This is a genomic window from Polaribacter vadi (genome assembly GCF_001761365.1).
Lineage (GTDB): Bacteria > Bacteroidota > Bacteroidia > Flavobacteriales > Flavobacteriaceae > Polaribacter > Polaribacter vadi.
The window spans coordinates 390,673-416,927 of the sequence record NZ_CP017477.1; the positions used below are offsets into that span (position 1 = coordinate 390,673).

Genomic DNA, 26,255 nt, shown 5'->3' on the forward strand with positions numbered 1-26,255 from the left:
GTAACCAAAAAGATAAAGGTTTGTTAAAATTTTAACAAACCTTTATCTTTTTTTAGTCCACAGTCTTCAGTCCACAGTCTTCAGTCGACAGTTTTTAGTAACTAGCAGTTTGAAATAAATAGAATTATTGCTTACTGTATATTGCAAACTGCCTACTGAATACTGCCTACTTTTTTACTGTTTTATTTTCTCTTTAAATTGATCAAATTTACTAGCATCTTGTCTAGGAAAACTATTGTTAGAAGTATCTACATCTGCAGTTTCTAAATCTGGATCAATCATAATGCTTGCAATTTGTTTTGTTGATGAAAATACTTTGGTTACTTCATCATCTGTATATCTCCAAATTTGAGCAGGATATGTTTTTTTCTCTTTAGAACCATCTTTATACGTAAACTCAACAATAATTGGCATCACCAATCCTCCTGGTTTTTCGTATGTAATTTCATAATGATATTTATTTTGATTAGAAGCAAAACCTAAACCTTCAGAAGCATCTTCTACAAATTCAACTGAATCATCAACTTCTTTAGTACTATATTTTTTTACTGATTTAATTCCAATATCTGTAACATCAGTCGTGTAAAACCAACCTCTCCAAAACCAATCTAAATCAATTCCAGAAGCATCTTCCATGGTTCTAAAAAAGTCTGCTGGAGAAGGACGTTTAAACATCCATCTTTGAGAATAGGTTTTAAAAGCGTGGTCAAATAATTCTTTACCCATAATGGTTTCTCTTAAAATCCAAAGAGCAGTCGCTGGTTTTCCATACGCATTGTTTCCAAACTCGTACACATTATCTCCTTTACTCATTATTGGCGCAATTTTAGATTGATCTCCTGCCATATATTTTACAATATTTTTAGGATACCCTCTAACAATAGGGAAGTCCTTATCATAATCTAACTCCGCTAACATTTCCATATATGAGTTTAAACCTTCATCCATCCAAGTCCATTGTCTTTCATCAGAATTTACAATCATTGGGAAAAAATTATGCCCAACTTCATGAATCGTTACTTTTACCATTCTGTATTTTACTCTGTCAGAATAACCACCATCTTCTAAATCTGGTCTTCCAGGATTGAAACAAATTTGTGGATATTCCATTCCCATTTGTCCATCAACAGAAATAGCTTTATGATAAGGATAATCAAACGTGTATTTAGAATATGTTTTTAAAGTTTGTGCAACAGCTCTTGTAGAATGATCTCCATACAAAGGGTTTGCTTCTTTAGAATATAAAGATTCTGCCATTACAGTTTTACCATTTATGTTGACAGCCATTGCATCAAAAATAAATTTTCTTGAAGTTGCAAATGCATAATCACGAACGTTTTCTGCAACAAATTTCCAAGTTTTTGTTTTTGTAGCTTTTGATTTTTCAATCTTTTCTGCTTCTTCTTGCGTTCTAATAATAACAGGATCGTTAAAACTCTTACTTGCTTCTTCTCGTCTTTTTAATTCTTTTTTAGAAAAAATATCTTTTGGGTTTTGTAAAACTCCTGTTGCTCCCAACATGTGATCTTCAGGAACTGTAATATTTACTGTAAAGTCTCCAAATTCTAAAGCGAATTCACTTCGTCCCCAAAACTGATCATTTTGCCAACCTTCTACATTATCATATGCACACATTCTTGGATAAAATTGTGCAATTACATAGTTGTTATTACCATCTTCAGGAAAGTGTTCGTAACCAGATCTTCCTCCATCTTCTCTATGATTGTTGATGTTGTACCACCATTCAATATTAAATTTAAAGGTTGCTCCAGATGCTAATGGATTTGGTAAATTAATACGCATCATGGTTTGGTTAATGGTATATGAAAGTTTAGAACCATCCATATTTGTAACGCTCATAATGTTAAAACCTCCATCAAAAGCTTCCTCTACATAATTTTTATCAAACCTGCTTTTGCTTAATTTATTAGGAATGGAGTTTGGTGAAATATCTGGAGTTTTAGAGTCTTTAGCTCTCATATTTTGATCTAACTGAACCCACAAATACGTTAAATTATCTTTAGAATTATTATGATACGTAATTGTTTCTGCACCTGTAATTCTAGTTTTTTCATCATCTAAAATGATGTCCATAGTATAATCTACCTTTTGTTGTGTGTACTCCTTTCCTGGAGCACCAGAAGCTGTTCTCTCTAAATTAGGTGTAGGTAATTCTTGTTTTAACTGTCTAAATTTATTCTGATTTGTGTGCCCTTGTTTTGTGATTTGCCCATAAGAAGTGGCTACAAAAACAAAGGAAAAAAGTAAAAATGCAAGTTTTTTCATAAATGTTATGTTTAATTGTTAGTGTTTGATTAAAATTTTAGAGTAGTTGTATTGTCTTCTTTAGTTAGTAAAACACTTTTATTTTTTTTACCAACTTTCGATTTTACCAAGTTCTGTTGTTCAGGAAAATGTTTTGTTAAAATATTATTAGTAACATGTATCGTTTTTACTTGGTTGATGTTTTCTATTTCAAGATAAAAATAAACCAAATCTCCTTCATATTCTTTGCCAATATAATTAAAGGTTTTTGTTATCCCATCAACTTTAAAAAGGAGTTTTTCTTTCAAATAACGTTCAAAATAAACATCATTATTTTTTAGTTCTTTTTTTGTGGTTAATTGCAAATCTATATTATAGTCTTTGTTTAAAGCAACCTCTATATCATCCATAAAAACATTCATGATAATTTGTATTGATTTTGCTTCGCTTTTATAAGTAAGTTGCGTTAAACTCAAGTAATATTTATGCGTAGTAAAAGATAAAAGTGGAATGATAAAAAGTAGTAGTAAAGTGTGTTTTGTTTTCATGAAAAGATAAAAATCAATTATTGAGCCAAATTAATCATTTTTTAGTTGATTGAACTCCTTTGCTTTCAATTTTAAGAAGTTTATAAACTCATATTTGGTTTTGGAACGTGCAGTAATAAAAGAGGAATCGCTTCTACAATAATATAAAAATCGATATTCATCTTCTTTATCAATCTTAAAATCAGCTCCTAAATTAAATTTGAATTCGCTGTAAAGTTTTGCTACATCTGCATTATCTTCAATAATTTTCTTCTGTTTTTTTAACCTTTTTATTTTTCCGTTAATTGTATTTATAATTAAATCTAAAGGAATCATACCATTACTTGTGCTAGCTGTATAAATTTTTCTATCAATGGGTTTTAATTTAGGAATGCCAGCATTTGGCAAGCCAAGGGAAACTGCACTAATTTCATTTTCAACTTCTTTTACTTGAGATACATCCAAAGCTAAAACCCCTAAAAGAGTGTGTTTTTTAAGTTCAAACTCATCTAATTCGTACGTTTTTAGGTTTAAATAAATTTTGAAATTAAAACTTACAAAACTGCCTTCATTAACAATATATTCTTTTGTTTGATGCTGAACAGAACTAAAAACTAAGGTATCTCCTAATTTACAGTAGATTTTGAAATCTCCTTTTTGAGTAGAATTTGTACCAATATTGGAGTTTTTATTGTAAATATTGGCATCATTTACAACACCTAAAGAATCTATAACAATTCCGTAAATTGGTTTTGTTTTTTGGCTATAAGTATTGAAAGCAATTAATAATAAGAGAAAAATTATTTTTTTCACTCCTTAATTAGCTTCAAATAAGGCTCGCTTTCTGCTCTTAAAATTTTAATAACTTCTAATTGCCTGCCTTCTTTATGTAAATTTTCAATCCCTAAAGGATTACAATATTCTAGAAAGTGAAAATATCTATCTACAGGGATTTTTAATTCGTCAAAGAAAAATTTTTCTCCCAATTCTGATAATATTTTATAAGGAAACGCTTTTTTTTGCGCCAATTCTTTTCTTAAAGCCCAAAGTTTTTCAGATCCTTTAAACGGAATATTTGCAGAAGCTCCAGCACCAGCCATAGGAATAGAACCAGCCATTGTATTTACAATTGGTGGTCTTACTTTTTCAATTTCATCTATGGTAAAATCTTTTTCAGCAAAATTAACATTCGAAAAATCCATAACGTTTCTTAATAAAGAATCTTGCACATCTCTAGGAACGTCTTTGGTATCAACACCTAATCTGCCCATTAAATTATGCCTTTTTAAATCGAATTCATCTAACTCATAAATGTTAGATTTTAGTAAAATATCGGTTCCATTTTGTTCTAAAATTTTTTCTGTAACCACTATTTTTTTAGGCAAATGCTGTACAGAAGAAAAACTTAAGGTATCGCCTTTAGAAACAAAGATTCTATAAAAACCCTCTTCACTAGAAAAAGTACCTTGTTTTGTTTTTAGGTTGATGATATTCGCATTTTTAACAATACCAATAGAATCTTGAACTTTTCCTCTAATTAATTGTTTTTTTTCCTGAGAAAATAAATGATTAATAATCGAAAAAAGAAATATAAAAAGTAGTAGTTTTTTGCTCATAGCCTAAGTTAGTTCTAACAAATTTCGCTTTTTTTTTGTACCAATTTGTAAAACAGCTTCTAAACTTATGTTAAAATCTTTAATTTTTTTTAATCAACGCAATTTCTGTTTTATCTTGAGGGAAACTTTTACTTTCTGTCATTAAAATTGATGTTAATTTCAACAAGTCTTTCTCATTATAATGCGTAATTATATTTTTTTTAAAGCAATAATTTAAAAAAGGATTAATGTTTTCTGGTTTGATGTTTAGATCCGTAATAAAAAAATCATCAGTATAATATTTCCTTATTTTTGATAAAACTGAATCTTCAGTACTAATTTTTTTAAGTATTTTTTTTCGTCGATTATCTCCATTTAAAGCACCAATTAAATTGTCTAAACTTACAACTGCACCAGAACTCAGTTTTACAATTCCGTCATCTTTTTTCTTTTTAGAATTTGCATAAGGTAGATTTAAAGTTTTAGCATTTACATTTACAAATGGACCCGTCATTATTTCTGGATCTACATAAAAAATTCCTTTTTGTTTTTCAATAATTATTTCTTCTAATTCGTACGTTTTTAATTTTAGAGTGATTTTATAAATTGCTTGCGCTAAAATTTCTTCGGTAACAATTATTTCTTCTGTCATAAAATTTAGGTGAGAAAACTCTAAAACATCGCCAATAGAAGCATAAATTTCATACAGACCATAATCGTTAGAAATTGTTCCATTGTTGGTGTTTTTATTCACAATATGAACATCAGAAACAGGCTCTTTATCAAAAAAAAGTTGTCCTGTAATTAATTGATTCTTTTTTTGTCCATACGTAAATGCACAAAAAAATAGTAAGTAGAGTAGTGGTTGATTTCTCATAATCACAAAGAAAAGAGAACAACTTCTTAAAAATCTACTAATAGAATTGTAAATTTTTGTTAAACGAAAAAAGCATCATAAATTTTATGATGCTTTTAAGAAAATTTTTAAAATAAATTATTGTTTTTCTATGGTCAACAATGCTTTTCCTGTTACAGTAGACGTAACATTATTTACAGTAATTGCTTTATTTACATCCGTTTCAATCGTAATTATAGTGCCTATGTAAGAAATTACGTTAATATTTAATTGTTCTCCACCTTCGCTTAAGGTTAAAATATTATCATTCAAAGCCCAAGTGCTTGATAAAAAACCGAAAGTATCATTGAAAAAAAGATTGTCTAAAGGTAATTCTTCTGTAGATTCTTGTCCACCAGCAGTTCTATAAGTAAGTTGAAAAACAAAATCCCCATCTATAACAACTTTGTTTGGATTGTCGGTAAAAGTCATGCTTGCGTTTAAATCTTTACCAAAACCTTCACCTGTTAAGGTTGTAATAACTGGACTTGTAACACTTAATACAGCATCATCCATAGTAACACTCGTTAAATTCCAAGTTCCCACTAAATCTGGAGCAGGCACAACAACATCTGAAGTGTTGTTTACGCTACAAGCATATAAAGTTGAAATAAATATTGCTGCAATTAAAATTTTTGTTTTCATAATTTTTTTATCTTTATTGAAGTTCATACTCGTTTTCAAATACACTTCAAGTATGTTTTGTAAAAATACTATTTTTATATGGTTTCATAAATACTAACTTTGCAGAATGAAAAAACTATTAGTTGCGAGTACTTCAACAATTTACGGAAGTGGATATTTAGAATATTTATTACCAACATTAAAATCTTTTTTTGTTGATGTAAAAACCATTCTTTTTATTCCTTATGCAAGACCCAGTGGAATTTCTTATGATGAATACACTAAAATAGCCAAAAATGCTTTTTCAAATATTAATATTGATGTTGTTGGCATTCATCAATTTGAAAATCCTAAAGAAGCTATTTTAAAAGCTGAAGCTATTTTTACTGGAGGTGGAAATACGTTCGAATTGGTAAATCAATTATATAAAAAACATATTTTATCAACTTTAAAAAAAGTTTTAGAAAACGGAACTCCTTATTTAGGAACCAGTGCAGGAAGCAATATTTGCGGTGTTAATATGATGAATACCAATGATATGCCAATTGTATATCCACCAAGTTTTACAACTTTAGGATGTATTCCTTTTAACATTAATGCACATTATTTAGATCCAATTGTAGGATCCACTCACAAAGGAGAAACCAGAGAAACCCGAATAAAAGAGTTTCATGTTTTTAATGGTATTGATGTTTTGGGTTTACGAGAAGGAAGTTGGTTAGAAGTAATAGGTGATGAAATTATTTTAAAAGGCGATTTAACTGCAAGGTTGTTTCAACAAAATAAAAAACCAATTGAACTAGAAAGTGGAGTAAAGGTTTAAATTTAAACCATTGCTCCATTGGCACCAATTACTTGTCCAGAAATCCATTTAGATTCATCACTAGCCATAAACAAAACTACTTGAGCAATATCTATGGGTTTTGCAAGTCTATTAAAAGCATTCATTCCTTTTAACTTTTCGATAAATTCATCAGATTTACCTTCTAAAAATAAGTTGGTTTCTGTTGGACCAGGAGCTACAGCATTTACAGAAATTCCTCTGCCAATTTCTTTAGAAAAAACTCTTGTCATTTGTTCTACTGCAGCTTTTGTTGCAGAATAAATTGCATACGTTGGCAACATTAATTTTACAGTACTAGAAGATATATTTATAATATTTCCATGATCTGCAAGTTTACTTTCGGCTTGTTTTAGCGTGTTAAAAAGACCTTTCACATTCACGTTAAAATGCGTATCAAAATCTGCTTCTGTATTATCTTTTAGCTTTTTTGCAGACATTACACCTGCATTATTTACTAAAACATCTATTTTACCAAAAGTTGCTAAGGTTTTATCAAACAGAGCAGCTACTTCTTCATGTTTGCAAACATCAGCTTTAAAAGCAAAAGCTTCACCACTATTTTTTTCAATATGATTTACTACAGCAATTGCATCTTTTTCGCTATTGGAATAATTAACAACAACTTTAGCACCATTTTTAGCTAATAGCATTGCAATTTCTTTGCCTATTCCTTTTGATGCTCCAGTTACAATTACAACTTTATCTTTTACTTTCATAAATTATATGTTTTAGTATCTTTAAAGTAAAAAGGTAAGAATTTAGCGTTATTTTATAAAGTTAAATTTGTTAATGATTTAATAATTAACATAATCCACAATTTCCAATCCATAACCAATCATTCCAACTCTTTTTGTTTGTTGTGTATTGGTTACTAATTTTAATTTGCTGATATTCAAATCATGTAGAATTTGCGCTCCAATTCCAAAATCTCTATGATCCATACCAATTGCAGGCGCTTTTGTTTCCCCTTTTTTCTGATTTTCTTTTAAAATATTTAATCTACTTAATAAGTTTTTAGACTCATTTTTTTGATTGATAAACAGAATGGCACCTTTTCCTTCGTCATTTACAACCTTAAACATTTTGTCTAATTTTTTATCAGGATTGTTGGTTAAGGTTCCTAAAATATCATTATTAACTAATGTTGAGTTTATTCTTGTTAAAACGCCTTCTTCATTTGCCCAAGTACCTTTGGTTAATGCAATATGAACTTGATCGTTTGTGGTTTGTTGATAGGCTCTTAATCTGAATTTTCCAAAACGTGTGTCAATTTCGAAATCTTCTTTTTTATCGATTAAAGAATCGTGTTCCATTCTATAAGCAACTAAATCCTCAATAGAAACAATTTTAATATCGAACTTTTTAGCCACTTTTAAAAGTTGTGGTAAACGAGCCATAGTTCCATCTTCGTTCATGATTTCTACAATAACTCCTGCAGGTTGTAAACCCGCTAATCTTGCAAAATCTATGGCAGCTTCTGTATGTCCTGTTCTTCTTAAAACACCACCTTCTTTAGCTTTTAAAGGAAAAATATGTCCTGGTCTTGCCAAATCAAATGGCTTTATGTCTTTATTTATTAAAGCTTGAACAGTTAAAGCTCTGTCTGATGCAGAAATTCCTGTAGAAACCCCTTTACCACGTAAATCTACAGAAACTGTAAAAGCAGTTTCCATTGGATCTGTGTTGTTGTTTACCATCATTCCCAACTCTAACTCTTTACAACGTTTTTCAGTTAAAGGTGTACAAATTAATCCACGACCATGAGTTGCCATAAAATTGATCATTTCTGGCGTTGTTTTTTCTGCTGCTGCTAAAAAATCACCTTCATTTTCACGATTTTCATCATCAACCACAATAATAACCTTCCCATTTCTAATGTCGTTAATAGCATCTTCTATGGTATTTAATTGTGTACTTTTATGAAGTATTTGCGTTGTCATATTTTTTCCGTTTTTTTGGAGAATATTTTTTTGAAAAATTTTGTAATAGGTTGTAAAAAGGAATCTATATTAAATATTCCTTTATCTTTTGTGGCTCTTCTTGTTAATAAAATAGCAACAGGAACCATAATGATTGCAGAAATCCAAGAACCTAAAAATGAAGATATAGAACTTTCTTCTGCCAAATTTTTACCAAATGTATTGGCAAAAAAGTAAATTACATATACAGCAATTGCTAAAATCATGGGCAAGCCAAAACCACCTTTTCTAATAATAGATCCTAAAGGAGCACCAATAAAAAATAAAATAATACAAGAAAGCGAAAAAGCCATTCTGTTGTAATATTCTGTATCGTAAAAATTTAATACTTTTCTAAAAAATTTAATCTGATCTGTGTTATTCTTTAACGTACTACTAAGTCTACCTGCTTTTGTAACAGCTGCATTTAGAATCGTAATTTTTTCTTGCAGTTCAAAATTATCAATAATAATAGGTTCTAAATTGTCTTTTTTTAAAGAGTCTGGATATTTATATAACTCTTTTGCTTGTGTACTTGTATAAATATTTTTTGCACGAAGCTCTAAAGTTTCGTCGTAATTTCTCTTTAATTTTGGGATGGTATCTTTAATTTGTTTTAAAGTTAACATCATTGCACTTGTTGAAGAAACAATAGTATCTAAAGCTCCTTGGTCTAAAGCATCACCAATATCAATATTAAATTCGTATTCTTTAAAAGTGGCATTTGAGGCTGCCATTTTTTGCTTTTTTGCAACAGTTCTTGCAGATTTTACGTGTTCTTCATAATAATTACCATCATATAAAATAAAGGTCATATATCTGCTGCCTTCTTCTGTAACTATTTTTCCTCTTTCTGCAGTAATAACTTTTTGATTTCCTCTATTTCCTTTTAAATCATAAATTAAAACATTTTTTAAAAGATTTTCATCTTCGCCATATTTTTCATCAAATTTAATTTGAAATCCAGGAATATCTGCATTAAAACTACCAGGAACTAAAGCCATAGCAGGTTTTTTCTTTTTAATGTTCAGATATAAATTTCGTTGTTTTAAATTGGCATAGGGAAAGATATTATTAAGAAAAAGAAAATTAATACCACTTAAAGCAATTGCTAAAAATGCAATTGGTCTTACTAATCTTTGTAGTGAAATTCCTGCGGATTTTGCTGCTGCAAACTCATAATTCTCCCCTAAATTACCCAATGCCATAATTGATGACAAAAGCACACCAATAGGTAATGCTTGTGGAATAATCATTAAAGTAGTATAATATAAAAACTTTAGTATAAAAATAATACTAATTCCTTTACCAGCAATATTCTCGAAAGCTTGCCATAAAGTTTGCATTACTAATACAAATAATACAATAAGGAATGTAGCTACAAAAGGAACTAGAAAGCTTTTTAAAATGTATTTATCTAAAATTTTCATAAAAAACAAAAGTAGCACCTTAAATGATAAGATGCTACTAATTTATTGTTAATTGAAATAATATTTATAATTAATCAATGGTATATTTTTGACTTACATATTTTTGTTTATCAAACACAAAAAAGTTTGTAGATAAAGGTTGATTACTTTTAAAGGTTGTAATTACAAAACTTGTTTTAGCACCATTAGAACCTGTTTGAATCAACTTAAAGATATGTTTTGTTTTAGCATCAATACCTAATTCTACTTTAACAATATCAGAATTGCTATCTATAGGATTTAAAGTTACAAACTGAATATTTCTACCATTAATATTCTCTAATTTTCCCATTTCAAAATTGTAACCTTCTTTATAAAAAGTTAATAATTTCGATGGATAAATAAAACCATCATCTCCACTCATATCTCCAGAAGTGATTGAAATTTCTTTTTCTTCATTGTTAATTACATACAGGTTTTTACCATCATAAATAAAATTGTTACCTAAGTAATTTAAATTATATTTTTCTCCTTGTAAATTTATTTCACCTCTAATTGGTGGTTCATCACCTTCTTTAATTCCAGCTTCTTTATTGCTTAACGTTTGGCTAAAACCTAAATACATATTGTTATAGGCACTCATTTTTGTAGAAACTTCATCTAACAAAGATTTTGCTTTTGCTGAGTTTTGTGAAAATGCGACTGTAGTTAAAAATAAACTTAAAAATAAAATTGTTATTTTTTTCATATTTCTCTAATTTCTTTCTTTTAAAATAAAAGTATTTGTTTAATTTTTTTCGTTTTCTAATAATTGTTCTAAAGCTATAAAATCTGGCACCAAAACTTGTCTTGCTTTACTACCTTCAAAGCCACCAACAATTCCAGCAGCTTCTAACTGGTCAATTAATCTACCAGCTCTATTATAGCCTAATTTTAATTTTCTTTGTAATAAAGAAGCTGAACCTTGTTGCGCAGTTACAATAATTTCTGCTGCATCTTTAAACAACTTATCTCTATCTGCAATATCAATATCAATACTTGTGCCACTTTCATCATCTACATATTCTGGCAATAAATACGCATCTGCATACGCTTTTTGCGAACCAATAAAATCGGTAATTTTTTCCACTTCTGGAGTATCTACAAAAGCACATTGTATTCTGCTTAAGGTATTTCCAGCTGTATATAATAAATCTCCACGTCCAATTAATTGGTCTGCTCCTCCAGCATCTAAAATGGTTCTAGAATCTATTTTAGAGGTTACTCTAAAGGCAATTCTTGCTGGGAAGTTTGCTTTAATTATCCCTGTAATTACATTTACAGAAGGTCTTTGTGTTGCTACAATTAAATGAATACCAATAGCTCTTGCAAGTTGAGCTAAACGTGCAATTGGTGTTTCTACTTCTTTACCAGCAGTCATTATTAAATCTGCAAATTCATCAATTACCAAAACAATATAAGGTAAAAATTGATGTCCTTCATTAGGATTCAATTTTCGTTGTTTAAACTTAACATTGTATTCCTTAATATTACGAACCATGGCTGCTTTTAGCAAATCGTAACGATTATCCATTTCAATACATAACGAATTTAATGTATGTACAACTTTGGTAGTATCTGTAATAATGGCTTCTTCAACATCTGGTAATTTTGCCAAATAATGACGCTCAATTTTATTAAACAACGTAAGTTCTACTTTCTTTGGATCTACCAAAATAAACTTTACTTCTGCTGGATGTTTTTTATATAAAAGTGATGTTAAAACCGCATTTAAACCAACCGATTTTCCTTGACCAGTTGCTCCAGCCATTAAAAGGTGAGGCATTTTTGCTAAATCAATCACAAAAGTTTCGTTACTAATTGTTTTACCCAAAGCAATTGGTAATTCCATTTGAGATTCTTGGAATCTTTTTGATGTAATTACAGAGTGCATAGAAACAATGGTCGATTTTTTATTTGGTACTTCTATACCAATCGTTCCTTTTCCTGGAATTGGAGCAATAATTCTAATACCTAAAGCAGATAAAGAAAGTGCAATATCATCTTCTAAATTTTTAATTTTTGAGATTCTAATTCCTGCTTCTGGAACAATTTCATACAAAGTAATTGTTGGCCCAACAGTAGCTTTTATTTCTGCAATACCAATTTTATAATTTTTTAAAGTATCTACAATCCTATCTTTATTGGCTTCTAATTCCTCAGGATCAATAGAAATACTTTCATTATATTGTTTCAGTAAATTAAAAGTTGGGAACTTAAAGTTAGATAATTCTAAAGTAGGATCAAACTCACCAAAGTCTTGTAATATTTTGTCTGATAAATTTTCTGTGGATGATTCTTCCTCTCTTGCAATGGCAATATCAATTCCAACATCATTCATATCTTCAACAGTTTCTTCTACTTGATCTTCTGTTGCAGGTTTTTCTTCAATTAATAAGGTAAGTTTTTCTTTTGCTGTTTTTACATCAGAATGTTTAGAAATAGTAGGTTTTAAGTTTTCTAAAGATAACTCAACTCCAGATTTTACTTTCTTTACCTCTTGTTTTTCAGTTTTAGAAATAGTTTCTTTTTCTAAACTTTCATTAACAACCTCATCCATTGCAGAATACTCCAATTCTTCTAATTGTCTTTCTGCTCTTTCAATTCTTTTTTGCTTCATTTTTTCAATAAAAGCATCAATATTTACTTTATATCGAACAATTAAATACGTTAATAATAAAAAGATTAAAATTATTGCTAAACCTGTTTTACCAATAAAAGTCTGTAGATAATCATTAATTTCGAAGCCAATAACCCCAGATAAAAGGGCATATTTTTGATGTAAAAAACCAAGCGTTACAGAAATCCAAAGCATGGCTAATAAACTCCAATTCCAAGAAATGATAACTTTCGCGAATCTTTGCTTTATCAAAATATAAAAGCCAGATATAAAAATTTGAAAGACAATAATAAAAGCAGCTAAACCAAAACCATCATAAATAAAAAAGTGACTTAAGTTTGCGCCAATTTTACCTAATAAATTACTGCTTTTTACAGATTTATCTGTTAAATAGTTTAAGGTACTTTGGTCTTCTTGCCAATTAAAGAAAAAGGAAATAAATGCAGTGCACAAAAAAAATGCGAACAACATTAAGAAGAAACCAAAAATGGTTTGCGCTTGTCTTGATTTAAAATAAGATAAAAAACCAAGTTTTTTATCCTTTTTATTTTCTTTTGTAACTGTTGGTTTTTTTAAGATTTGCTTCTTTTTTGCCATTAAAAATGAAAGTAATTTTTTAGAGCGTAAAGATACATTTTTGCTTACAACAACAAAGTAATTTTTGGAACATAAATAATTCCAGCAATAATTAAGGAGATTAAAGCTGCAAATGTTGGTGCACCTGCAGCAATATCTTTAATCAATCCTATTTTTATATGGAATTCTGGATGAATAAAATCGGCAACTTCTTCAATGGCAGAATTTGCAGCTTCAGCTACTAAAACTAAACCAATTGCTAAACATTGCACAGCCCATTCCATTTCAGAAATATCAAAAACGAAACCTAAGATAGTTGCAATTAAAGCGAAAAATAATTGTGCTTTTATGCTGTCTTCAGTAGACATTAAAATCCATAACCCTTTAAAGGCAAACTTTAAACTTCTAATTCTACCTCTTAGAAAACCATCATTAGGATTTTTCATTCTTAAATAGCTTTTAAAGCAGCTTCGTAATTTGGTTCTTCAGCAATTTCAGGAACTTGTTGTGTATACGTAACAATTCCTTTTGGATTTACGATAACAATGGCTCTTGAATGTAAATCTGCCATGGGTCCATTTGCGATGTTTAGCTTGTAATCTTTTCCAAAATCACCATTCGCAAAATCAGAAAGCATTACAACATTATCTAATCCTTCTGCAGCACAAAAACGAGCTTGCGCAAAAGGTAAGTCTTTAGAAATACATAATACTACAGTATTGTCTAAACCAGAAGCTTTTTCATTAAATTCCCTTACAGACATTGCACAAATACCAGTATCTACACTAGGAAAAATATTCATAATGATATTTTTACCCTCAAAATCTGATAAAGATTTATGTGATAAATCTACAGTGGTTAATGTGAAATTTGGAGCTTTGCTACCTATTTTTGGTAAATCTCCTATTGTACTTATTGCGTTTCCTTTTAATGTAATATCTGCCATTTTATTATTTTTTTTAGTGATATTCAAAAGTAAGAATAATTAAATCAATCAATAAAAAATAATATCTAAAACATCCTTAATTTTAAGTATTACTATCGATTTAATACTTTTTTAACAGTTATGGAAAACCGTAACTTCATTCTTTGCGTAAATATGAGCGTAACACAAATATTAATTATTAATAAATAATTTTATCATTATGAAGAAATCAAATTTTTTAAAAGTGTCAATTTTTATTTTTACATTATTTATAGGACAAACTTATTTTGCTCAAAAAACTAAAATGGTTGGTGGAGCAGAAATGTTTCCTTCTAAAAACATTATAGAAAATGCAGTAAATTCTAAAGATCATACCACTTTAGTAGCAGCAGTAAAAGCAGCAGATTTAGTAGCAACGTTATCTGGAGATGGTCCATTTACCGTTTTTGCACCCGTAAATAAAGCGTTTGAAATGTTGCCAGAAGGAACTGTTGCAACTTTATTAAAACCAGAAAATAAAAAACAATTACAAATTATTTTAACATATCACGTAGTTGCTGGTAAAGTTAGTGCAGCAGATTTAATTAAAATGATTAAAGATAATGACGGAAAAGTGGCAATAAAAACAGTAAGTGGAGGAACCATTACAGCTTGGATGAAAGATAAAAAAGTTTACATTTCTGATGAAAATGGAGGTAAAGCAGTAGTAACCATTGCAGATGTGAATCAATCTAATGGAGTAATTCACATTATTGATAGTGTTTTATTACCAAAATCTTAATTTATAAGAACTCTTATATAAATTTTAAGCCACTTTCCCTAAAAGTGGTTTTTTTATGCTTTTTATTTTTTGAAATAGTAACAAATTGTATTGATAACTAATTGTACTTTTGCACACTGAAAAAAGCAACCAAAAAGCGTGAATATCACACAATATACATCAGAATTTAAATACAATTTAAAACTTGCAACACCAGTAATGTTGGGAATGCTAGGGCATACATTTGTTGCTTTTGTAGATAATATTATGGTGGGTCAATTAGGAACTGCAGAATTAGCAGCAGTTTCTTTAGGAAATAGTTTTATGTTTATTGCGATGTCTATTGGTATCGGATTTTCAACAGCAATTACACCTATTATTGCAGAAGCAGATTCGTCTAATAATTTACAGCAAGCAAGATCTGGTTATAAAAGTGGACTTTTTTTATGCACAACTTTAGGGATTTTATTATTCCTGTTAGTTTTCTTCTCAAAACCGTTCATGTATTTAATGCAACAGCCAGAAGAAGTGGTAGCATTGGCAATTCCGTATTTAGATTTGGTGGCATTTTCTTTAATTCCGTTGATAATTTTCCAAGCAATTAAACAGTTTAGTGATGGAATGTCGATGACTAGATACCCAATGTATGCTACTTTATTGGCAAATATTGTAAACGTAGTTTTAAACTATTTATTAATTTTTGGTAAATTCGGATTTCCAGAAATGGGCATTGTTGGTGCAGCTTATGGAACTTTAGTTTCACGTTTTGTAATGGTTATTTATTTATGGGTTTTATTGCGTTACAAAGAACGTTCTGCGCAAATAGTAAAAAATATAAAATTCTTTGTTTTAGATAGTTTGATGATCAAAAAAATCATCAACTTAGGTTCTTTAAGTGGGATGCAAATGTTTTTTGAAGTCGCTATTTTTACGGCTGCAATTTGGTTGAGTGGTTTATTGGGTAAAAATCCGCAAGCAGCGAATCAAATTGCCTTGAATTTATCTTCCATGACATTTATGGTAGCAATGGGTTTAAGCGTTGCTTCTATGATAAGAGTTGGGAATCAAAAAGGGTTGCAGAATTACAAAGAATTGCGAAGAATTGCTTTTTCAATCTTCTTATTAGGGGCTTTACTGGCAACTTTATTTGCGATTTTCTTTTTTATATTCCATAAAAGTTTACCTAATATTTATATGGATTTAAATGATACTAAAAATTATATAGACAATATGGAAGTGGTTTCTATAGCTGCAGATTTATTATTGGTGGCTGCATTTTTCCAAATTTCTGATAGTATTCAAGTTGTATTTCTAGGAGCTTTACGTGGTTTACAAGACGTAAAAGTGCCCACAATTCTTACCTTTATTTCTTATTGGTGTGTTGGTTTTCCTGTCTCTTACTTTTTAGGTAAAGAAGATATGTATGGTAGTTTTGGAATTTGGCTAGGCTTATTGGCTGGTTTAACAACAGCTTCTGTGTTGTTATATATAAGGTTTAATACATTAACTTTAAAGTTAATAGAGGAAAAGAAAGAGTTAGTTCTTGAAAGTTAACTTTATAAGAAATAGAGTATATATTTTTTTAATTTCATTTTTTCAACAAAAAAAATCCTGATTTTTACATCAGGATTTTAGTTTTTAATATTCAATTTTATCTTGCTTTTCAGACCATTTTTGAAAAGGTTCTAAAGCAATTTCTCGTCCAACTTGTTCAAATGGAATACTTCTTTTTTCGTAAGGGAGTGGAATTTCTTTATAAATAAATTCATCATCAAAACCAATATCAGCAGCATCCTGTTGATTACTTCCATAGTACACTTTATCTGGTCTTGCCCAATAAATTGCGCCTAAACACATTGGGCAAGGCTCGCAAGAAGTGTATATAATGCAACCATCTAATTGAAATGAACCAATTTTGTTACAAGCATCTCTAATGGCTGTAACTTCTGCATGTGCTGTTGGATCGTTGGTAGATGTTACTTTGTTATTTCCACGACCAATAATTTCTCCATCTTTTACAACGATACATCCAAAAGGGCCTCCTTCATTATTACTCATTCCTTTTAAAGCAGCTTTTACTGCTTCACTCATAAATTCTGTGTGATTCATACTTTAGTATTCAGTTTTCAGTATCAGTTAACAGTGGAGTATTTAAAACCACCTGAATTTCTGCAAACTTGTTTAATTTTTAATAAAGATTCAAATTTATAAACCTTTAAATTATTTGAATTGTTTTTTTGTTTACTTTTAAAATAAAAGTATAATTTTTAATCGATGATTGCATACAGCAACTGCCAACTGAAGATTATTTTAAACCTCCTGTCATTTCTTCTGGTTTTACCCAAGCATCATATTCTTCTGGAGTTACATATCCTAAACGTACAGCTTCAACTTTTAAAGTTGTTCCATTTTCATGCGCTGTGTTTGCAATTTCTGCAGCTTTATAATAACCTATTTTTGTATTTAAAGCAGTAACTAACATTAAAGAATTGTTTACTAATTCTGTAATTCTTGTTCTATTTGGTTCAATACCAGCAGCACAATTTTCATCAAATGATCTACAAGCATCACCAATTAATTGAGCAGATTGTAAAACGTTAGCAGCCATCATTGGTTTAAAAACGTTTAATTCATAATGTCCTTGAGTACCACCAACTGTAACAGCAACATCATTACCCATAACTTGCGCACAAACCATTGTGATTGCTTCTGCTTGAGTAGGATTTACTTTTCCTGGCATAATTGAAGAACCAGGTTCGTTTGCAGGAATTATGATTTCTCCAATTCCAGATCTTGGTCCAGAAGCCATCATTCTAATATCGTTTGCAATTTTATTTAAAGAAACTGCGATTTGTTTTAAAGCTCCATGCGTTTCTACTAAAGCATCATGAGCAGCTAAAGCTTCAAATTTATTTTCTGCTGTAATAAATGGCATTCCTGTAAATTCTGCAATGTATTTAGCAACTAAAACATCATATCCTTTTGGAGTATTTAAACCTGTACCTACTGCAGTTCCACCTAAAGCTAATTGACTTAAATGTTCTAAAGTGTTATTTAATGCTTTTAAACCGAAGTTTAATTGTGCAACATAACCAGAAAATTCTTGACCTAAGGTTAGGGGAGTAGCATCCATTAAATGCGTACGTCCAATTTTTACAACGTCAGAAAATGCTTCTGATTTTGCTTTTAAAGTATCTCTTAATTGTGTAATTCCAGGAATGGTGTTTTCTACAATTTTCTTGTAAGCAGCAATATGCATACCTGTTGGAAACGTATCGTTAGAAGATTGTGATTTGTTTACATCATCATTTGGTTGAATGGTTTTATCACCTTCACCAATTGTTTTTCCAGCAATTTCATGAGCTCTGTTTGCAATCACTTCATTCACATTCATGTTAGATTGTGTTCCTGAACCTGTTTGCCAAATTACTAAAGGAAATTGATCATCATGTTTGCCTGCTAAAATTTCATCACAAACTTGTGCAATTAAATCTCTTTTTTCTGATGTTAAAACATCCAATTCACAATTTGTAAATGCTGCTGCTTTTTTTAGATATGCAAAACCGTATACAATTTCTAAAGGCATAGAACCTGCTGCACCAATTTTAAAATTATTTCTAGAACGTTCTGTTTGTGCTCCCCAATATTTATCTGCTGGCACATTTACGTTACCCATTGTGTCTTTTTCAACTCTGTATTTTGTCATTTTTGGATATTTTAATAAAAGAACAAATTTACATAATCTAAAATGATTACAGATAAACAGTTTTGTAGAAATCGTGTTAAAAGTTTTTTTGATTTATACGTAGAATTTGAAAATATGTGTTATTTTTGTGACATAATTTTTACAAATATTCAACAATGTTAGATTTTTCTCAATTTTCAGGATTAGTTTTATTCATGTTTATTTTTACAGCTGGTTTTTGGTTGTTAATATTCTTATTAACTTTTGTGGTTCCTTATTGGATTGGAGGAACAATTTGGGAAAATTTCAAATTAAAAAAAGAAGCAAAAGAAGCTGCTGAAGGGAAGTAGTTTTTTAAAAATATATTGTACTATATAAAACTCATTCAAGAAATTGAATGAGTTTTTTTGTTGTTATAGTTTAGTTTTATAATGATTAAGATATTTGGATAACTTACTGAAGAGATTCTCCAGTTTTCAGAAATAGAAAAGTTTGTAAGATGTTGCATAAGATTAACCATTTTATAAAATACAAAAAACTCGTTCAAAAATTGAACGAGTTTTTTTATAGGTTTGAGTAAGTGCGTTAAGGATTGAAACATTTGTTTGAGCTCTTTTTTCTTTTTCAGAAAAAAAGCGAGTGTTGAAAGCCTGTTAAAACGCCCAAAGACTATCCTTCAAAATCTTCTACACCACCATTTTCTTCTCTATTTTCTCTATTTACTTTTTTCTTTTGATTAAAACGATATACTAAACTAACCGTAAATTGTGGTTCTCTCCATTGGAATTCTGAATACTGATCTAAAAAACCTGGTAAATTTGTAGTTCTTTTGCTAATTCTACTATTAAAAACATCGCTAAAGTTTACACTAATAGATGCTTTTTCTTTAAAAATATCTTTACTTGCAGCAAGATTCATACTAAAAACACCTTGGCTTTCTGTTTGCGCATTTTTATTTGGACCTCTATAATTTGAGTTAACTTGTAAATCTATTTTAGATGGTAAAGTTATTTTTTGATTTAATCTTATAAAAAATGCAGTATTTTCGAAGTCGAAATTTTGTGAAACATTTGTTGTAGGGTTTAAGTAATCTCCATCTGTTTTTACATTGTATAAATTAAAATCGCTATTAATATTCCAAATTTTAAATGGTCTATAGTTTAAGGTGAATTCAAAACCATATCTTTCTTGTGTAGATAAATTTACAGGAAATCTTCTTGTAATTGGATCTCCATTATCAGTAATTTCACCTGTATCTTCTTGAATGTTTTCCCAATTATCATTACTTACATTGTAGTAAATAGAAGTACTTAAAGTTAATTTATCCCAACGTTTTAAATAACCTAAATCTATTGCGTCTGTAATTACAGGATTTAAATTTACGTTACCACTGTAAATATTACTTTCACTAGATCTACTAGGAAAAGGATTTAAACTTCTACCTCTTGGTCTTCTAATTCGTCTGTTATATCCTAAAGTAAAACTATCTCCACCTTCTAATTCGTAACCAAGATTTATAGTAGGGAATAAGTTTCCATAAGATCTTTCATCATTTGTAGTAGATGTTTGTTGTACGATTTCGATATTAGTATATTCGTAACGTAAACCAGCTAAAAGCGAAATATTATTAAATTTTTGTCCATATTGAAAGTAAGCTGCATTTACAAATTCCTCATAATTAAAAGAGTTGTTTAAACCATCATCAGGAATTAAGTCTCCATTAGGAAAATCTTGTCTTTCTGCTAAATAAAAACTATTAAAAATATCTCTATAATTACCTCTATAACCTGCTTCAAATTGAATGTCTTCTCCAACAGGATGTACATAATCTATTTGTAATAAACCACTATTTTCATTTTGATCTTCTAAAACCAACTCTAAATCGTTTAAAAGATTTGCTTGTGTATCTATTTCTGTAATATTATTTAATTTATCTTCTTCTTCTGTAGAGTATTGTAAGTTGATAGATAATTTTTTTCCAGAATCATTAAAATTATTTACATAGTCTAATGTATATTGAACTCTTTGCTCATCTTCTCCTTCACCTTCTGTTCTAAAAGTAGCTTCATTAATATCTCCTTGAGCATTAAATCTTTGGATGGTATTTGAGTTTACATCATCATCATTTCCTTTACTAAATACTATGTTTCCAATAATACTTGAGTTTTCAGTTAAATAATATTCTGCTCCAAAACTAGTAAAAATAGATCTTCCTAAACGATCAAAATTTCTTTGTTCTACAACTTTAGCATTTTGTGCAGATGGAGAAAGGTAATCAGAATCTGAAAATGCATTTCCTGGAGTTTCATTGTAACGAAAACCAGTATTTGTAAAAAGATTCCACTTTTTTGTTCTCCAGTTTGCATTAAAAGCTGTACCAACTCTTGCAGGCTCCCCTAAATCTAACTGTAAAGAACCATTGAAACCTGTTAATTTGTTTTTTCTTAAAATGATATTTAAAATTCCAGCTGTTCCTTCAGCATCATATCTTGCAGATGGAGAAGTAATAACTTCAATTTTTTCAATTGCTTCTGCAGGAATTTGTCTTAAAGCTTCAGCACCATTCATACCTACTAAAGCACTTGGTCTTCCATCAATTAAAATGGTTACGTTTTCATTTCCACGTAAACTAACTGCTCCTTCAACATCTACTTGAACAGAAGGTACATTTCCTAAAACGTCACTTGCATTACCACCTCTAATAGATAAATCTTTACCGATATTAAAAACTTTTTTATCTAAGCGAATATCAACAGTTGTTTTTTCTGCTATAATTACAACTTCATCTAAAGATTTTGAATCTTCAGATAATTTTATAGTTCCTAAATCTAAATCACTTGTAATATTTTGTTTTGGATATTTTTTTGAGTTGAAAGAAATAAACTCTACACTAATTTCGTAATTTCCTGTAGGAGTTTTAATATCAAATTTTCCTTCCATATCTGTAATTCCTCCAGAAATTTTTTGAGTATCTGTGTTTTTTAACACAATAGTTGCGTACTCTAAAGGTTGGTTTGAATTTGCATCTACTACTTTTCCTGTAATAGAAATTTCTTTTACTGGCATTGCCATTTGAGAAAATAAAACTGATGCCGAAAACAGGCAAAAAATAAAAAGAGATATTTGTTTAGTCAAAACTTTTGAATTTAAGATTTACTTTAAGACTGCAAATATCCTTTTTAGTTTAGTTTAAATAAGTTAAAAATTCGTTAAACAAAAATTTATTTAGTCATTGAGAGCAATTCTAAAATATTTTCTGGAGGTCTGCCAATAACAGCTTTATTTTTGTTGATTACAATAGGTCTTTCTATCAGTTTGGGATTTTGAACCATTGCTGTGATAATGTCTGAATCTGAAAGTTCTTTACCTTTATATTCTTCCTTCCAGATTTTTTCTGTTTTTCTGACTAGTTGAATAGGCGAAATTCCTAACATTGTTATAATTTCTGTAAGTTCTTTTTCTGATGGAACTTCCTCTAAATATTTTATGATTTCAAATTCTCTTCCTGAGTTTTCTAAAATGGCTAAACCTTCTCTCGATTTTCTACATCTTGGATTGTGGTAAATTTGAAGCCCTCTTTCTCCCAAAGGGAGTAAATTGTTTATTTTAGTCATGGCTTTTTGTGTTTTATGAATTGTTTATTTCAGTTAGGTTTTTAATAATGTAATTATTTTTTAATTGTAACGTAGTTTGCAAACAGGTTTAGCCCTGATTGAAATGGCATCCTTTTTTTATTTTTCTTAAAAAAAGATATAATGGAAAGCAGGAAATGGCTTCAAATTATTATTTGAAAAAAATCTCATAAGAGTATTTCTTCACAAGAGTATTTCTTCCCGAGTTTATATTGAGCGTAGTCGAAATAGGAAGATTAAGATGGGCTTTATTTCTGCCCATTCAACATTAAATATGCTTTTAAAAAAGGATTGATATCTCCATTCATTACATTATCTACATTTCCTGTTTCATGCCCAGTTCTAACATCTTTTACTAATTTATAAGGATGCATCACATAATTTCTTATTTGACTACCCCATTCGTTTTTTAGTTTTCCTGATTCAATTTCATCTCTTGCAGCTTGCTGTTTTTGTAATTCAATTTCATACAATTGCGATTTTAGCATTTTCATGGCAGTTGCTCTATTATCATGCTGAGAGCGTGAGTTTGAACAAGAAATCTGAATTCCAGAAGGTTTATGTGTTAGTTGAACTTTCGTTTCTACTTTGTTTACATTTTGTCCTCCAGCACCACTTGAACGTGCAGTAACAATTTCTACATCTGCAGGATTTATATCAATTTCAATAGAATCATCTGCAACAGGAAAAACGTATACAGAACCAAAAGTTGTGTGGCGTTTTGCATTGGAATCGAAAGGCGAAATTCGGACTAATCTATGCACACCATTTTCTCCTTTTAACCAGCCAAAAGCATAATCGCCTTCAATTTCTATGGTAATTGTTTTAATCCCAACAACATCACCAGCTTGATAATTTAATGTTTTTAGTTTAAAACCTTGCTTTTCTGCCCACATTGTGTACATTCTAGAAAGCATTTCTACCCAATCGCAACTCTCTGTTCCTCCAGCTCCAGCAGTAATTTGAATGGTTGCAGAAAGTGAATCTCCTTCCTCTGAAAGCATATTTTTAAACTCAATATCTTCTAAAAACGTACTAGTTTTTTCATATTGATTTTTTACATCTTCTTCTTCTGCTTCATCCTCTTTATAAAAATCGTAAAACACATTTAAATCTTCATTTAAACGAATTATTTGATTGTAATCTTCTACCCATTTCTTTTTAAAACGGAGTTCTTTCATAAATAATTCAGCAGCTTTTGGATCGTTCCAAAAATTAGGATCTACCGTTTTTTCTTCTTCATTAGCTATTTCTATGAGTTTTTTATCGATTTCTAAATAATCTTTTAATTTCTCAATTCTAGCAGCAATATCTTTAAGTTGGTCTTGTGTAATCATACAAGAACAAAAATAAATGATTTTTTAGGATTTCAAGTTTTTAAAGTTGATAGTTATTTTATAGATTTATAGAAAATATTCAAACCATGAAAAAATCAATACTTTTTTTACTTTTTATTGCATGTAGTTTTAATAGTTTTTCTCAATTTTTTGAAGAAAAAACTGGTAAAAAATTACAAGAAGGCATTACAAAATATGAGGGCTACATTCCTTTTTATTATGATGAAAAGAAAGACAAGGTATTTTTACAAATAGAGAATTTAGATTCGGAATTTTTATATGTAAATGCACTTTCTCAAGGAATTGGTTCTAATGATATTGGTTTAGATAGAGGACAATTAGGAGGTGGAGTTGTCGTCTTTTTTAAAAAAGCGGGTAATAAAATTTTAATGATTCAACCAAATCAAGATTTTAGAGCCATTACAGATAATGAAGAAGAAAAAAACTCGGTAAAGGAAGCGTTTGCAAAATCGGTTTTGCATGGTTTTGTCATCAACCAAGAAAAAAAAGGCGTTTATTTAGTAGATGCTACTGATTTTTTTATGAGAGATGCACATGGAGTTGCTAGAACTTTAGCAAGAAATAACCAAGGAAATTACAGTTTGGATAAAAGTAAATCGGCTTTTTATTTAGAGCGTACAAAAGCGTTTCCTAAAAATGTTGAGTTCGATTTAATGCTAACTTTTAAAGGAACTCCAAAAGGCTATAATATTAGAAGTGTAACTCCAGATGCGAGTTTAGTAACTGTGCATCAACATCATTCTTTTGTGGAATTGCCAGACAATAAATACAAAACTAGAAAATATGATCCAAGAGCTGGTTCTTGGCAAATGAGCTATTTAGATTATTCATCGCCCGTAAACGAATCGATTACAAAACGCTTTATTTACAGACACAGATTAGAAAAGAAAAATCCGAATGCTGCAATTTCTGAAGCAGTTGAACCTATAATTTATTATCTAGATAGAGGAACTCCAGAACCTGTAAGAAGTGCGCTTTTAGATGGTGGACGTTGGTGGAATCAAGCTTTTGAAGCTGCTGGGTATAAAGATGCTTTTCAGTTTAAAATGTTGCCTGAAGGTGCAGATATGTTAGATGTTCGCTACAATGTTGTGCAATGGGTGCATAGATCTACAAGAGGATGGAGTTATGGTTCTAATATTTCTGATCCAAGAACTGGAGAGATTTTAAAAGGACATGTAAGTTTAGGAAGTTTGCGAATTCGTCAAGATTTTTTAATTGCACAAGCCCTGCAAGCTCCTTATAAAAATAATACAGTTGATGATGATTTTGCTATGCAAATGGCAATTGCAAGAATCAGACAATTAGCTGCACATGAAATCGGACACACTTTAGGATTCAGTCATAATTTTGCAGCAAGTACAAATGGACGAACTTCTGTGATGGATTATCCACATCCAAAATTCACCTTAAAAAATGGTGAAATTGATTTTTCTGATGCTTATGATACTAAAATTGGTGCTTGGGATAAAGTAATTGTAAACTACTCTTATCAAGATTTTGCTGATGATAAAGATGAAGAAACAGCCTTAAAAGACATTTTAGAAAATGCGTATGAAAGTGGTTTAAAATATTTGTCTGATGCAGATGCAAGACCTAAAGGAAGTGCAAGTGCAACAGCACATTTGTGGGATAATGGAGGTACTATTTACGATGAATTAATCAATCTTTTAAAAATAAGAAAAACTGCCATTACTAATTTTTCTTTGGATAATATAAAAACTGGCGAACCTTATTCTGTGTTGGAAGATGTATTTGTACCTCTTTATTTTTTACATAGATTTCAAACAGAAGCAACTGTAAAATTGATTGGTGGTTTAGAATATTCTTATGCTGTAAAAGGAGGAAATCAGAAAGTGGTAGAAAGAGTTTCTGGAGAAACAGAATTAAAAGCTTTAGCTGCAGTTATAAAAACCATTTCTGTAGATGAAATTGCAATTCCAAAAGAAAAATTGGCGTTTTTTTCTCCAAGAGCTTATGGTTATAACAGAACAAGAGAATCTTTTAAAAGTAAATTAGGAGTTGCTTTTGATGCTTTTTCTGCTGTAGAAACCACTTCAGAAATGACGTTGGAACTTTTATTACATCCACAAAGAATGTCTAGACTTATTGCGCATAAAAGTTTGGACGATTCGCAATTAGGTTTCAATGAATTACTTGATATTTTAATACAGAATACAATTAAAGTTAATCATAAAGATACGTATTACCAAGAGTTGCAAAATGTTGTAAATAGTCAGTTTTTGGAAGCATTAATGTATTTATCAACCTATAAAAATCAGTATCAACAAGTAAACGCAATTGCCATGTTTAAGCTAGAGGAAGTTAAAAAAATCCTTGAAGGTAAAAATGCAAATGGCGTTCAAAAAATATATGATGCAGCTATGGTAAAAATGATTGATGGTTTTTTAAAAAATCCAACGACTTTTAAAAAATCGCCAGCTCCACAAATTCCAGATGGTTCTCCAATTGGGAATTAAAAACAGAAACAAAGTTTAAAAATTTTACAAATTTCTCTAAATTAATTCAAGAAAATTGAGTTT

23 protein-coding genes are annotated in these 26,255 nt (G+C 29.7%); 5 read left to right on the top strand and 18 right to left on the bottom strand.

All coding sequences use genetic code 11. From position 1 onward, the window contains the following. Positions 1-174: 174 nt before the first annotated feature. The 6 genes from LPB03_RS01695 to LPB03_RS01720 all read right to left on the bottom strand — a co-directional run bounded on the left by LPB03_RS01695 (position 175) and on the right by LPB03_RS01720 (position 5,927). Positions 175-2,286: a M1 family metallopeptidase gene (locus LPB03_RS01695; RefSeq protein ID WP_065318202.1), complete on the bottom strand. Its 2,112-nt coding sequence runs from the start codon at positions 2,284-2,286 to the stop codon at positions 175-177. 29 nt (positions 2,287-2,315) lie between these two features. Continuing rightward, complete coding sequence (locus LPB03_RS01700) at positions 2,316-2,813, bottom strand: DUF6702 family protein (RefSeq protein ID WP_065318201.1); 498 nt, start codon at positions 2,811-2,813, stop codon at positions 2,316-2,318. 30 nt (positions 2,814-2,843) lie between these two features. Beyond that, a complete protein-coding gene (locus tag LPB03_RS01705) occupies positions 2,844-3,605 on the bottom strand; it encodes a hypothetical protein (protein WP_065318200.1) in 762 nt (253 codons plus the stop codon). Next, positions 3,602-4,408 carry a peptidase associated/transthyretin-like domain-containing protein gene (locus LPB03_RS01710; RefSeq protein WP_065318199.1) on the bottom strand — a complete coding sequence of 269 codons (807 nt, stop codon included), beginning with the start codon at positions 4,406-4,408 and terminating at the stop codon, positions 3,602-3,604. The genes LPB03_RS01705 and LPB03_RS01710 overlap by 4 nt, the downstream gene beginning before the upstream one ends. Before the next feature lie 79 nt (positions 4,409-4,487). Continuing rightward, entirely contained in the window at positions 4,488-5,264 is a 777-nt protein-coding gene (locus LPB03_RS01715; protein ID WP_065318198.1) for a BamP family beta-assembly machinery protein, read from the bottom strand. A gap of 117 nt (positions 5,265-5,381) precedes the next feature. Continuing rightward, on the bottom strand, positions 5,382-5,927 hold the full coding sequence (locus LPB03_RS01720; protein WP_170324183.1) for a lipocalin family protein: 546 nt from the start codon (positions 5,925-5,927) through the stop codon (positions 5,382-5,384). A 106-nt stretch (positions 5,928-6,033) separates the two neighbouring features. Here LPB03_RS01720 and pepE point away from each other — a divergent pair, with 106 nt between their 5' ends. Continuing rightward, positions 6,034-6,729, top strand: coding sequence for a dipeptidase PepE (gene pepE / locus LPB03_RS01725; RefSeq protein ID WP_065318196.1), 696 nt, complete (start codon positions 6,034-6,036; stop codon positions 6,727-6,729). Between the two features lie 2 nt (positions 6,730-6,731). On the opposite strand, the gene LPB03_RS01730 is transcribed toward pepE, so the two are convergent. The 7 genes from LPB03_RS01730 to tpx form a co-directional block, all read right to left on the bottom strand. Beyond that, the gene (locus LPB03_RS01730) at positions 6,732-7,466 is read right to left on the bottom strand and encodes an SDR family oxidoreductase (protein ID WP_065318195.1); all 735 of its coding nucleotides are present in this window, start codon (positions 7,464-7,466) and stop codon (positions 6,732-6,734) included. Between the two features lie 78 nt (positions 7,467-7,544). Next, positions 7,545-8,690: a 3,4-dihydroxy-2-butanone-4-phosphate synthase gene (gene ribB, locus LPB03_RS01735; RefSeq protein ID WP_065318194.1), complete on the bottom strand. Its 1,146-nt coding sequence runs from the start codon at positions 8,688-8,690 to the stop codon at positions 7,545-7,547. After that, positions 8,687-10,138 carry an LptF/LptG family permease gene (locus LPB03_RS01740; protein ID WP_065318193.1) on the bottom strand — a complete coding sequence of 484 codons (1,452 nt, stop codon included), beginning with the start codon at positions 10,136-10,138 and terminating at the stop codon, positions 8,687-8,689. Before LPB03_RS01740 ends, ribB begins: the two co-directional genes overlap by 4 nt. A 70-nt stretch (positions 10,139-10,208) precedes the next feature. Beyond that, on the bottom strand, positions 10,209-10,865 hold the full coding sequence (lolA1, locus tag LPB03_RS01745; RefSeq protein ID WP_065318192.1) for an outer membrane lipoprotein periplasmic chaperone LolA1: 657 nt from the start codon (positions 10,863-10,865) through the stop codon (positions 10,209-10,211). A gap of 39 nt (positions 10,866-10,904) precedes the next feature. Beyond that, positions 10,905-13,373 carry an FtsK/SpoIIIE family DNA translocase gene (locus LPB03_RS01750; RefSeq protein WP_065318191.1) on the bottom strand — a complete coding sequence of 823 codons (2,469 nt, stop codon included), beginning with the start codon at positions 13,371-13,373 and terminating at the stop codon, positions 10,905-10,907. Between the two features lie 44 nt (positions 13,374-13,417). Further along, positions 13,418-13,798 (bottom strand): diacylglycerol kinase family protein, encoded by a 381-nt coding sequence (locus tag LPB03_RS01755; protein ID WP_065318190.1) that lies wholly within the window; start codon positions 13,796-13,798, stop codon positions 13,418-13,420. Between the two features lie 2 nt (positions 13,799-13,800). Further along, complete coding sequence (gene tpx / locus LPB03_RS01760) at positions 13,801-14,298, bottom strand: thiol peroxidase (RefSeq protein ID WP_065318189.1); 498 nt, start codon at positions 14,296-14,298, stop codon at positions 13,801-13,803. A gap of 199 nt (positions 14,299-14,497) precedes the next feature. Between tpx and LPB03_RS01765 the strand changes: the two genes are divergently transcribed. Both LPB03_RS01765 and LPB03_RS01770 read left to right on the top strand, forming a co-directional pair. Then, entirely contained in the window at positions 14,498-15,058 is a 561-nt protein-coding gene (locus LPB03_RS01765) for a fasciclin domain-containing protein (protein WP_065318188.1), read from the top strand. A 198-nt stretch (positions 15,059-15,256) separates the two neighbouring features. Next, complete coding sequence (locus LPB03_RS01770) at positions 15,257-16,591, top strand: MATE family efflux transporter (protein WP_394364924.1); 1,335 nt, start codon at positions 15,257-15,259, stop codon at positions 16,589-16,591. An 84-nt stretch (positions 16,592-16,675) separates the two neighbouring features. Here the strand turns inward: LPB03_RS01770 and LPB03_RS01775 are convergent, their stop codons facing one another. Then, positions 16,676-17,146, bottom strand: a complete 471-nt coding sequence (locus tag LPB03_RS01775; RefSeq protein ID WP_065318186.1) for a nucleoside deaminase — start codon at positions 17,144-17,146, stop codon at positions 16,676-16,678. A gap of 196 nt (positions 17,147-17,342) precedes the next feature. Then, complete coding sequence (gene fumC, locus LPB03_RS01780) at positions 17,343-18,743, bottom strand: class II fumarate hydratase (RefSeq protein ID WP_065318185.1); 1,401 nt, start codon at positions 18,741-18,743, stop codon at positions 17,343-17,345. 155 nt (positions 18,744-18,898) lie between these two features. Here fumC and LPB03_RS16715 point away from each other — a divergent pair, with 155 nt between their 5' ends. After that, complete coding sequence (locus tag LPB03_RS16715; protein WP_026777886.1) at positions 18,899-19,072, top strand: hypothetical protein; 174 nt, start codon at positions 18,899-18,901, stop codon at positions 19,070-19,072. A 319-nt stretch (positions 19,073-19,391) separates the two neighbouring features. On the opposite strand, the gene LPB03_RS01785 is transcribed toward LPB03_RS16715, so the two are convergent. From LPB03_RS01785 to prfB, 3 genes are all read right to left on the bottom strand, one after another. After that, positions 19,392-21,857 (bottom strand): outer membrane beta-barrel family protein, encoded by a 2,466-nt coding sequence (locus tag LPB03_RS01785; RefSeq protein WP_170324182.1) that lies wholly within the window; start codon positions 21,855-21,857, stop codon positions 19,392-19,394. A gap of 86 nt (positions 21,858-21,943) precedes the next feature. Further along, positions 21,944-22,336, bottom strand: coding sequence for an arsenate reductase (glutaredoxin) (gene arsC, locus LPB03_RS01790; protein ID WP_065318183.1), 393 nt, complete (start codon positions 22,334-22,336; stop codon positions 21,944-21,946). Positions 22,337-22,602: 266 nt separating this feature from the next. Further along, positions 22,603-23,691 (bottom strand): peptide chain release factor 2, encoded by a 1,089-nt coding sequence (prfB, locus tag LPB03_RS01795; protein WP_065318182.1) that lies wholly within the window; start codon positions 23,689-23,691, stop codon positions 22,603-22,605. 86 nt (positions 23,692-23,777) lie between these two features. Between prfB and LPB03_RS01800 the strand changes: the two genes are divergently transcribed. Next, positions 23,778-26,192: a zinc-dependent metalloprotease gene (locus LPB03_RS01800; protein WP_065318181.1), complete on the top strand. Its 2,415-nt coding sequence runs from the start codon at positions 23,778-23,780 to the stop codon at positions 26,190-26,192. The last annotated feature ends 63 nt before the right edge of the window (positions 26,193-26,255 follow it).

Excerpts from the sequence above, each read along its gene's own strand:
- LPB03_RS01695 (WP_065318202.1), bottom strand. The coding sequence starts at position 2,286 with ATGAAAAAACTTGCATTTTTACTTTTTTCCTTTGTTTTTGTAGCCACT.
- LPB03_RS01700 (WP_065318201.1), bottom strand. The coding sequence starts at position 2,813 with ATGAAAACAAAACACACTTTACTACTACTTTTTATCATTCCACTTTTA.
- LPB03_RS01710 (WP_065318199.1), bottom strand. The coding sequence starts at position 4,408 with ATGAGCAAAAAACTACTACTTTTTATATTTCTTTTTTCGATTATTAAT.
- LPB03_RS01715 (WP_065318198.1), bottom strand. The coding sequence starts at position 5,264 with ATGAGAAATCAACCACTACTCTACTTACTATTTTTTTGTGCATTTACG.
- LPB03_RS01720 (WP_170324183.1), bottom strand. The coding sequence starts at position 5,927 with ATGAAAACAAAAATTTTAATTGCAGCAATATTTATTTCAACTTTATAT.
- pepE (WP_065318196.1), top strand. The coding sequence starts at position 6,034 with ATGAAAAAACTATTAGTTGCGAGTACTTCAACAATTTACGGAAGTGGA.
- LPB03_RS01730 (WP_065318195.1), bottom strand. The coding sequence starts at position 7,466 with ATGAAAGTAAAAGATAAAGTTGTAATTGTAACTGGAGCATCAAAAGGA.
- ribB (WP_065318194.1), bottom strand. The coding sequence starts at position 8,690 with ATGACAACGCAAATACTTCATAAAAGTACACAATTAAATACCATAGAA.
- LPB03_RS01740 (WP_065318193.1), bottom strand. The coding sequence starts at position 10,138 with ATGAAAATTTTAGATAAATACATTTTAAAAAGCTTTCTAGTTCCTTTT.
- lolA1 (WP_065318192.1), bottom strand. The coding sequence starts at position 10,865 with ATGAAAAAAATAACAATTTTATTTTTAAGTTTATTTTTAACTACAGTC.
- LPB03_RS01750 (WP_065318191.1), bottom strand. The coding sequence starts at position 13,373 with ATGGCAAAAAAGAAGCAAATCTTAAAAAAACCAACAGTTACAAAAGAA.
- LPB03_RS01755 (WP_065318190.1), bottom strand. The coding sequence starts at position 13,798 with ATGAAAAATCCTAATGATGGTTTTCTAAGAGGTAGAATTAGAAGTTTA.
- tpx (WP_065318189.1), bottom strand. The coding sequence starts at position 14,298 with ATGGCAGATATTACATTAAAAGGAAACGCAATAAGTACAATAGGAGAT.
- LPB03_RS01765 (WP_065318188.1), top strand. The coding sequence starts at position 14,498 with ATGAAGAAATCAAATTTTTTAAAAGTGTCAATTTTTATTTTTACATTA.
- LPB03_RS01770 (WP_394364924.1), top strand. The coding sequence starts at position 15,257 with ATGTTGGGAATGCTAGGGCATACATTTGTTGCTTTTGTAGATAATATT.
- LPB03_RS01775 (WP_065318186.1), bottom strand. The coding sequence starts at position 17,146 with ATGAATCACACAGAATTTATGAGTGAAGCAGTAAAAGCTGCTTTAAAA.
- fumC (WP_065318185.1), bottom strand. The coding sequence starts at position 18,743 with ATGACAAAATACAGAGTTGAAAAAGACACAATGGGTAACGTAAATGTG.
- LPB03_RS16715 (WP_026777886.1), top strand. The coding sequence starts at position 18,899 with ATGTTAGATTTTTCTCAATTTTCAGGATTAGTTTTATTCATGTTTATT.
- arsC (WP_065318183.1), bottom strand. The coding sequence starts at position 22,336 with ATGACTAAAATAAACAATTTACTCCCTTTGGGAGAAAGAGGGCTTCAA.
- prfB (WP_065318182.1), bottom strand. The coding sequence starts at position 23,691 with ATGATTACACAAGACCAACTTAAAGATATTGCTGCTAGAATTGAGAAA.
- LPB03_RS01800 (WP_065318181.1), top strand. The coding sequence starts at position 23,778 with ATGAAAAAATCAATACTTTTTTTACTTTTTATTGCATGTAGTTTTAAT.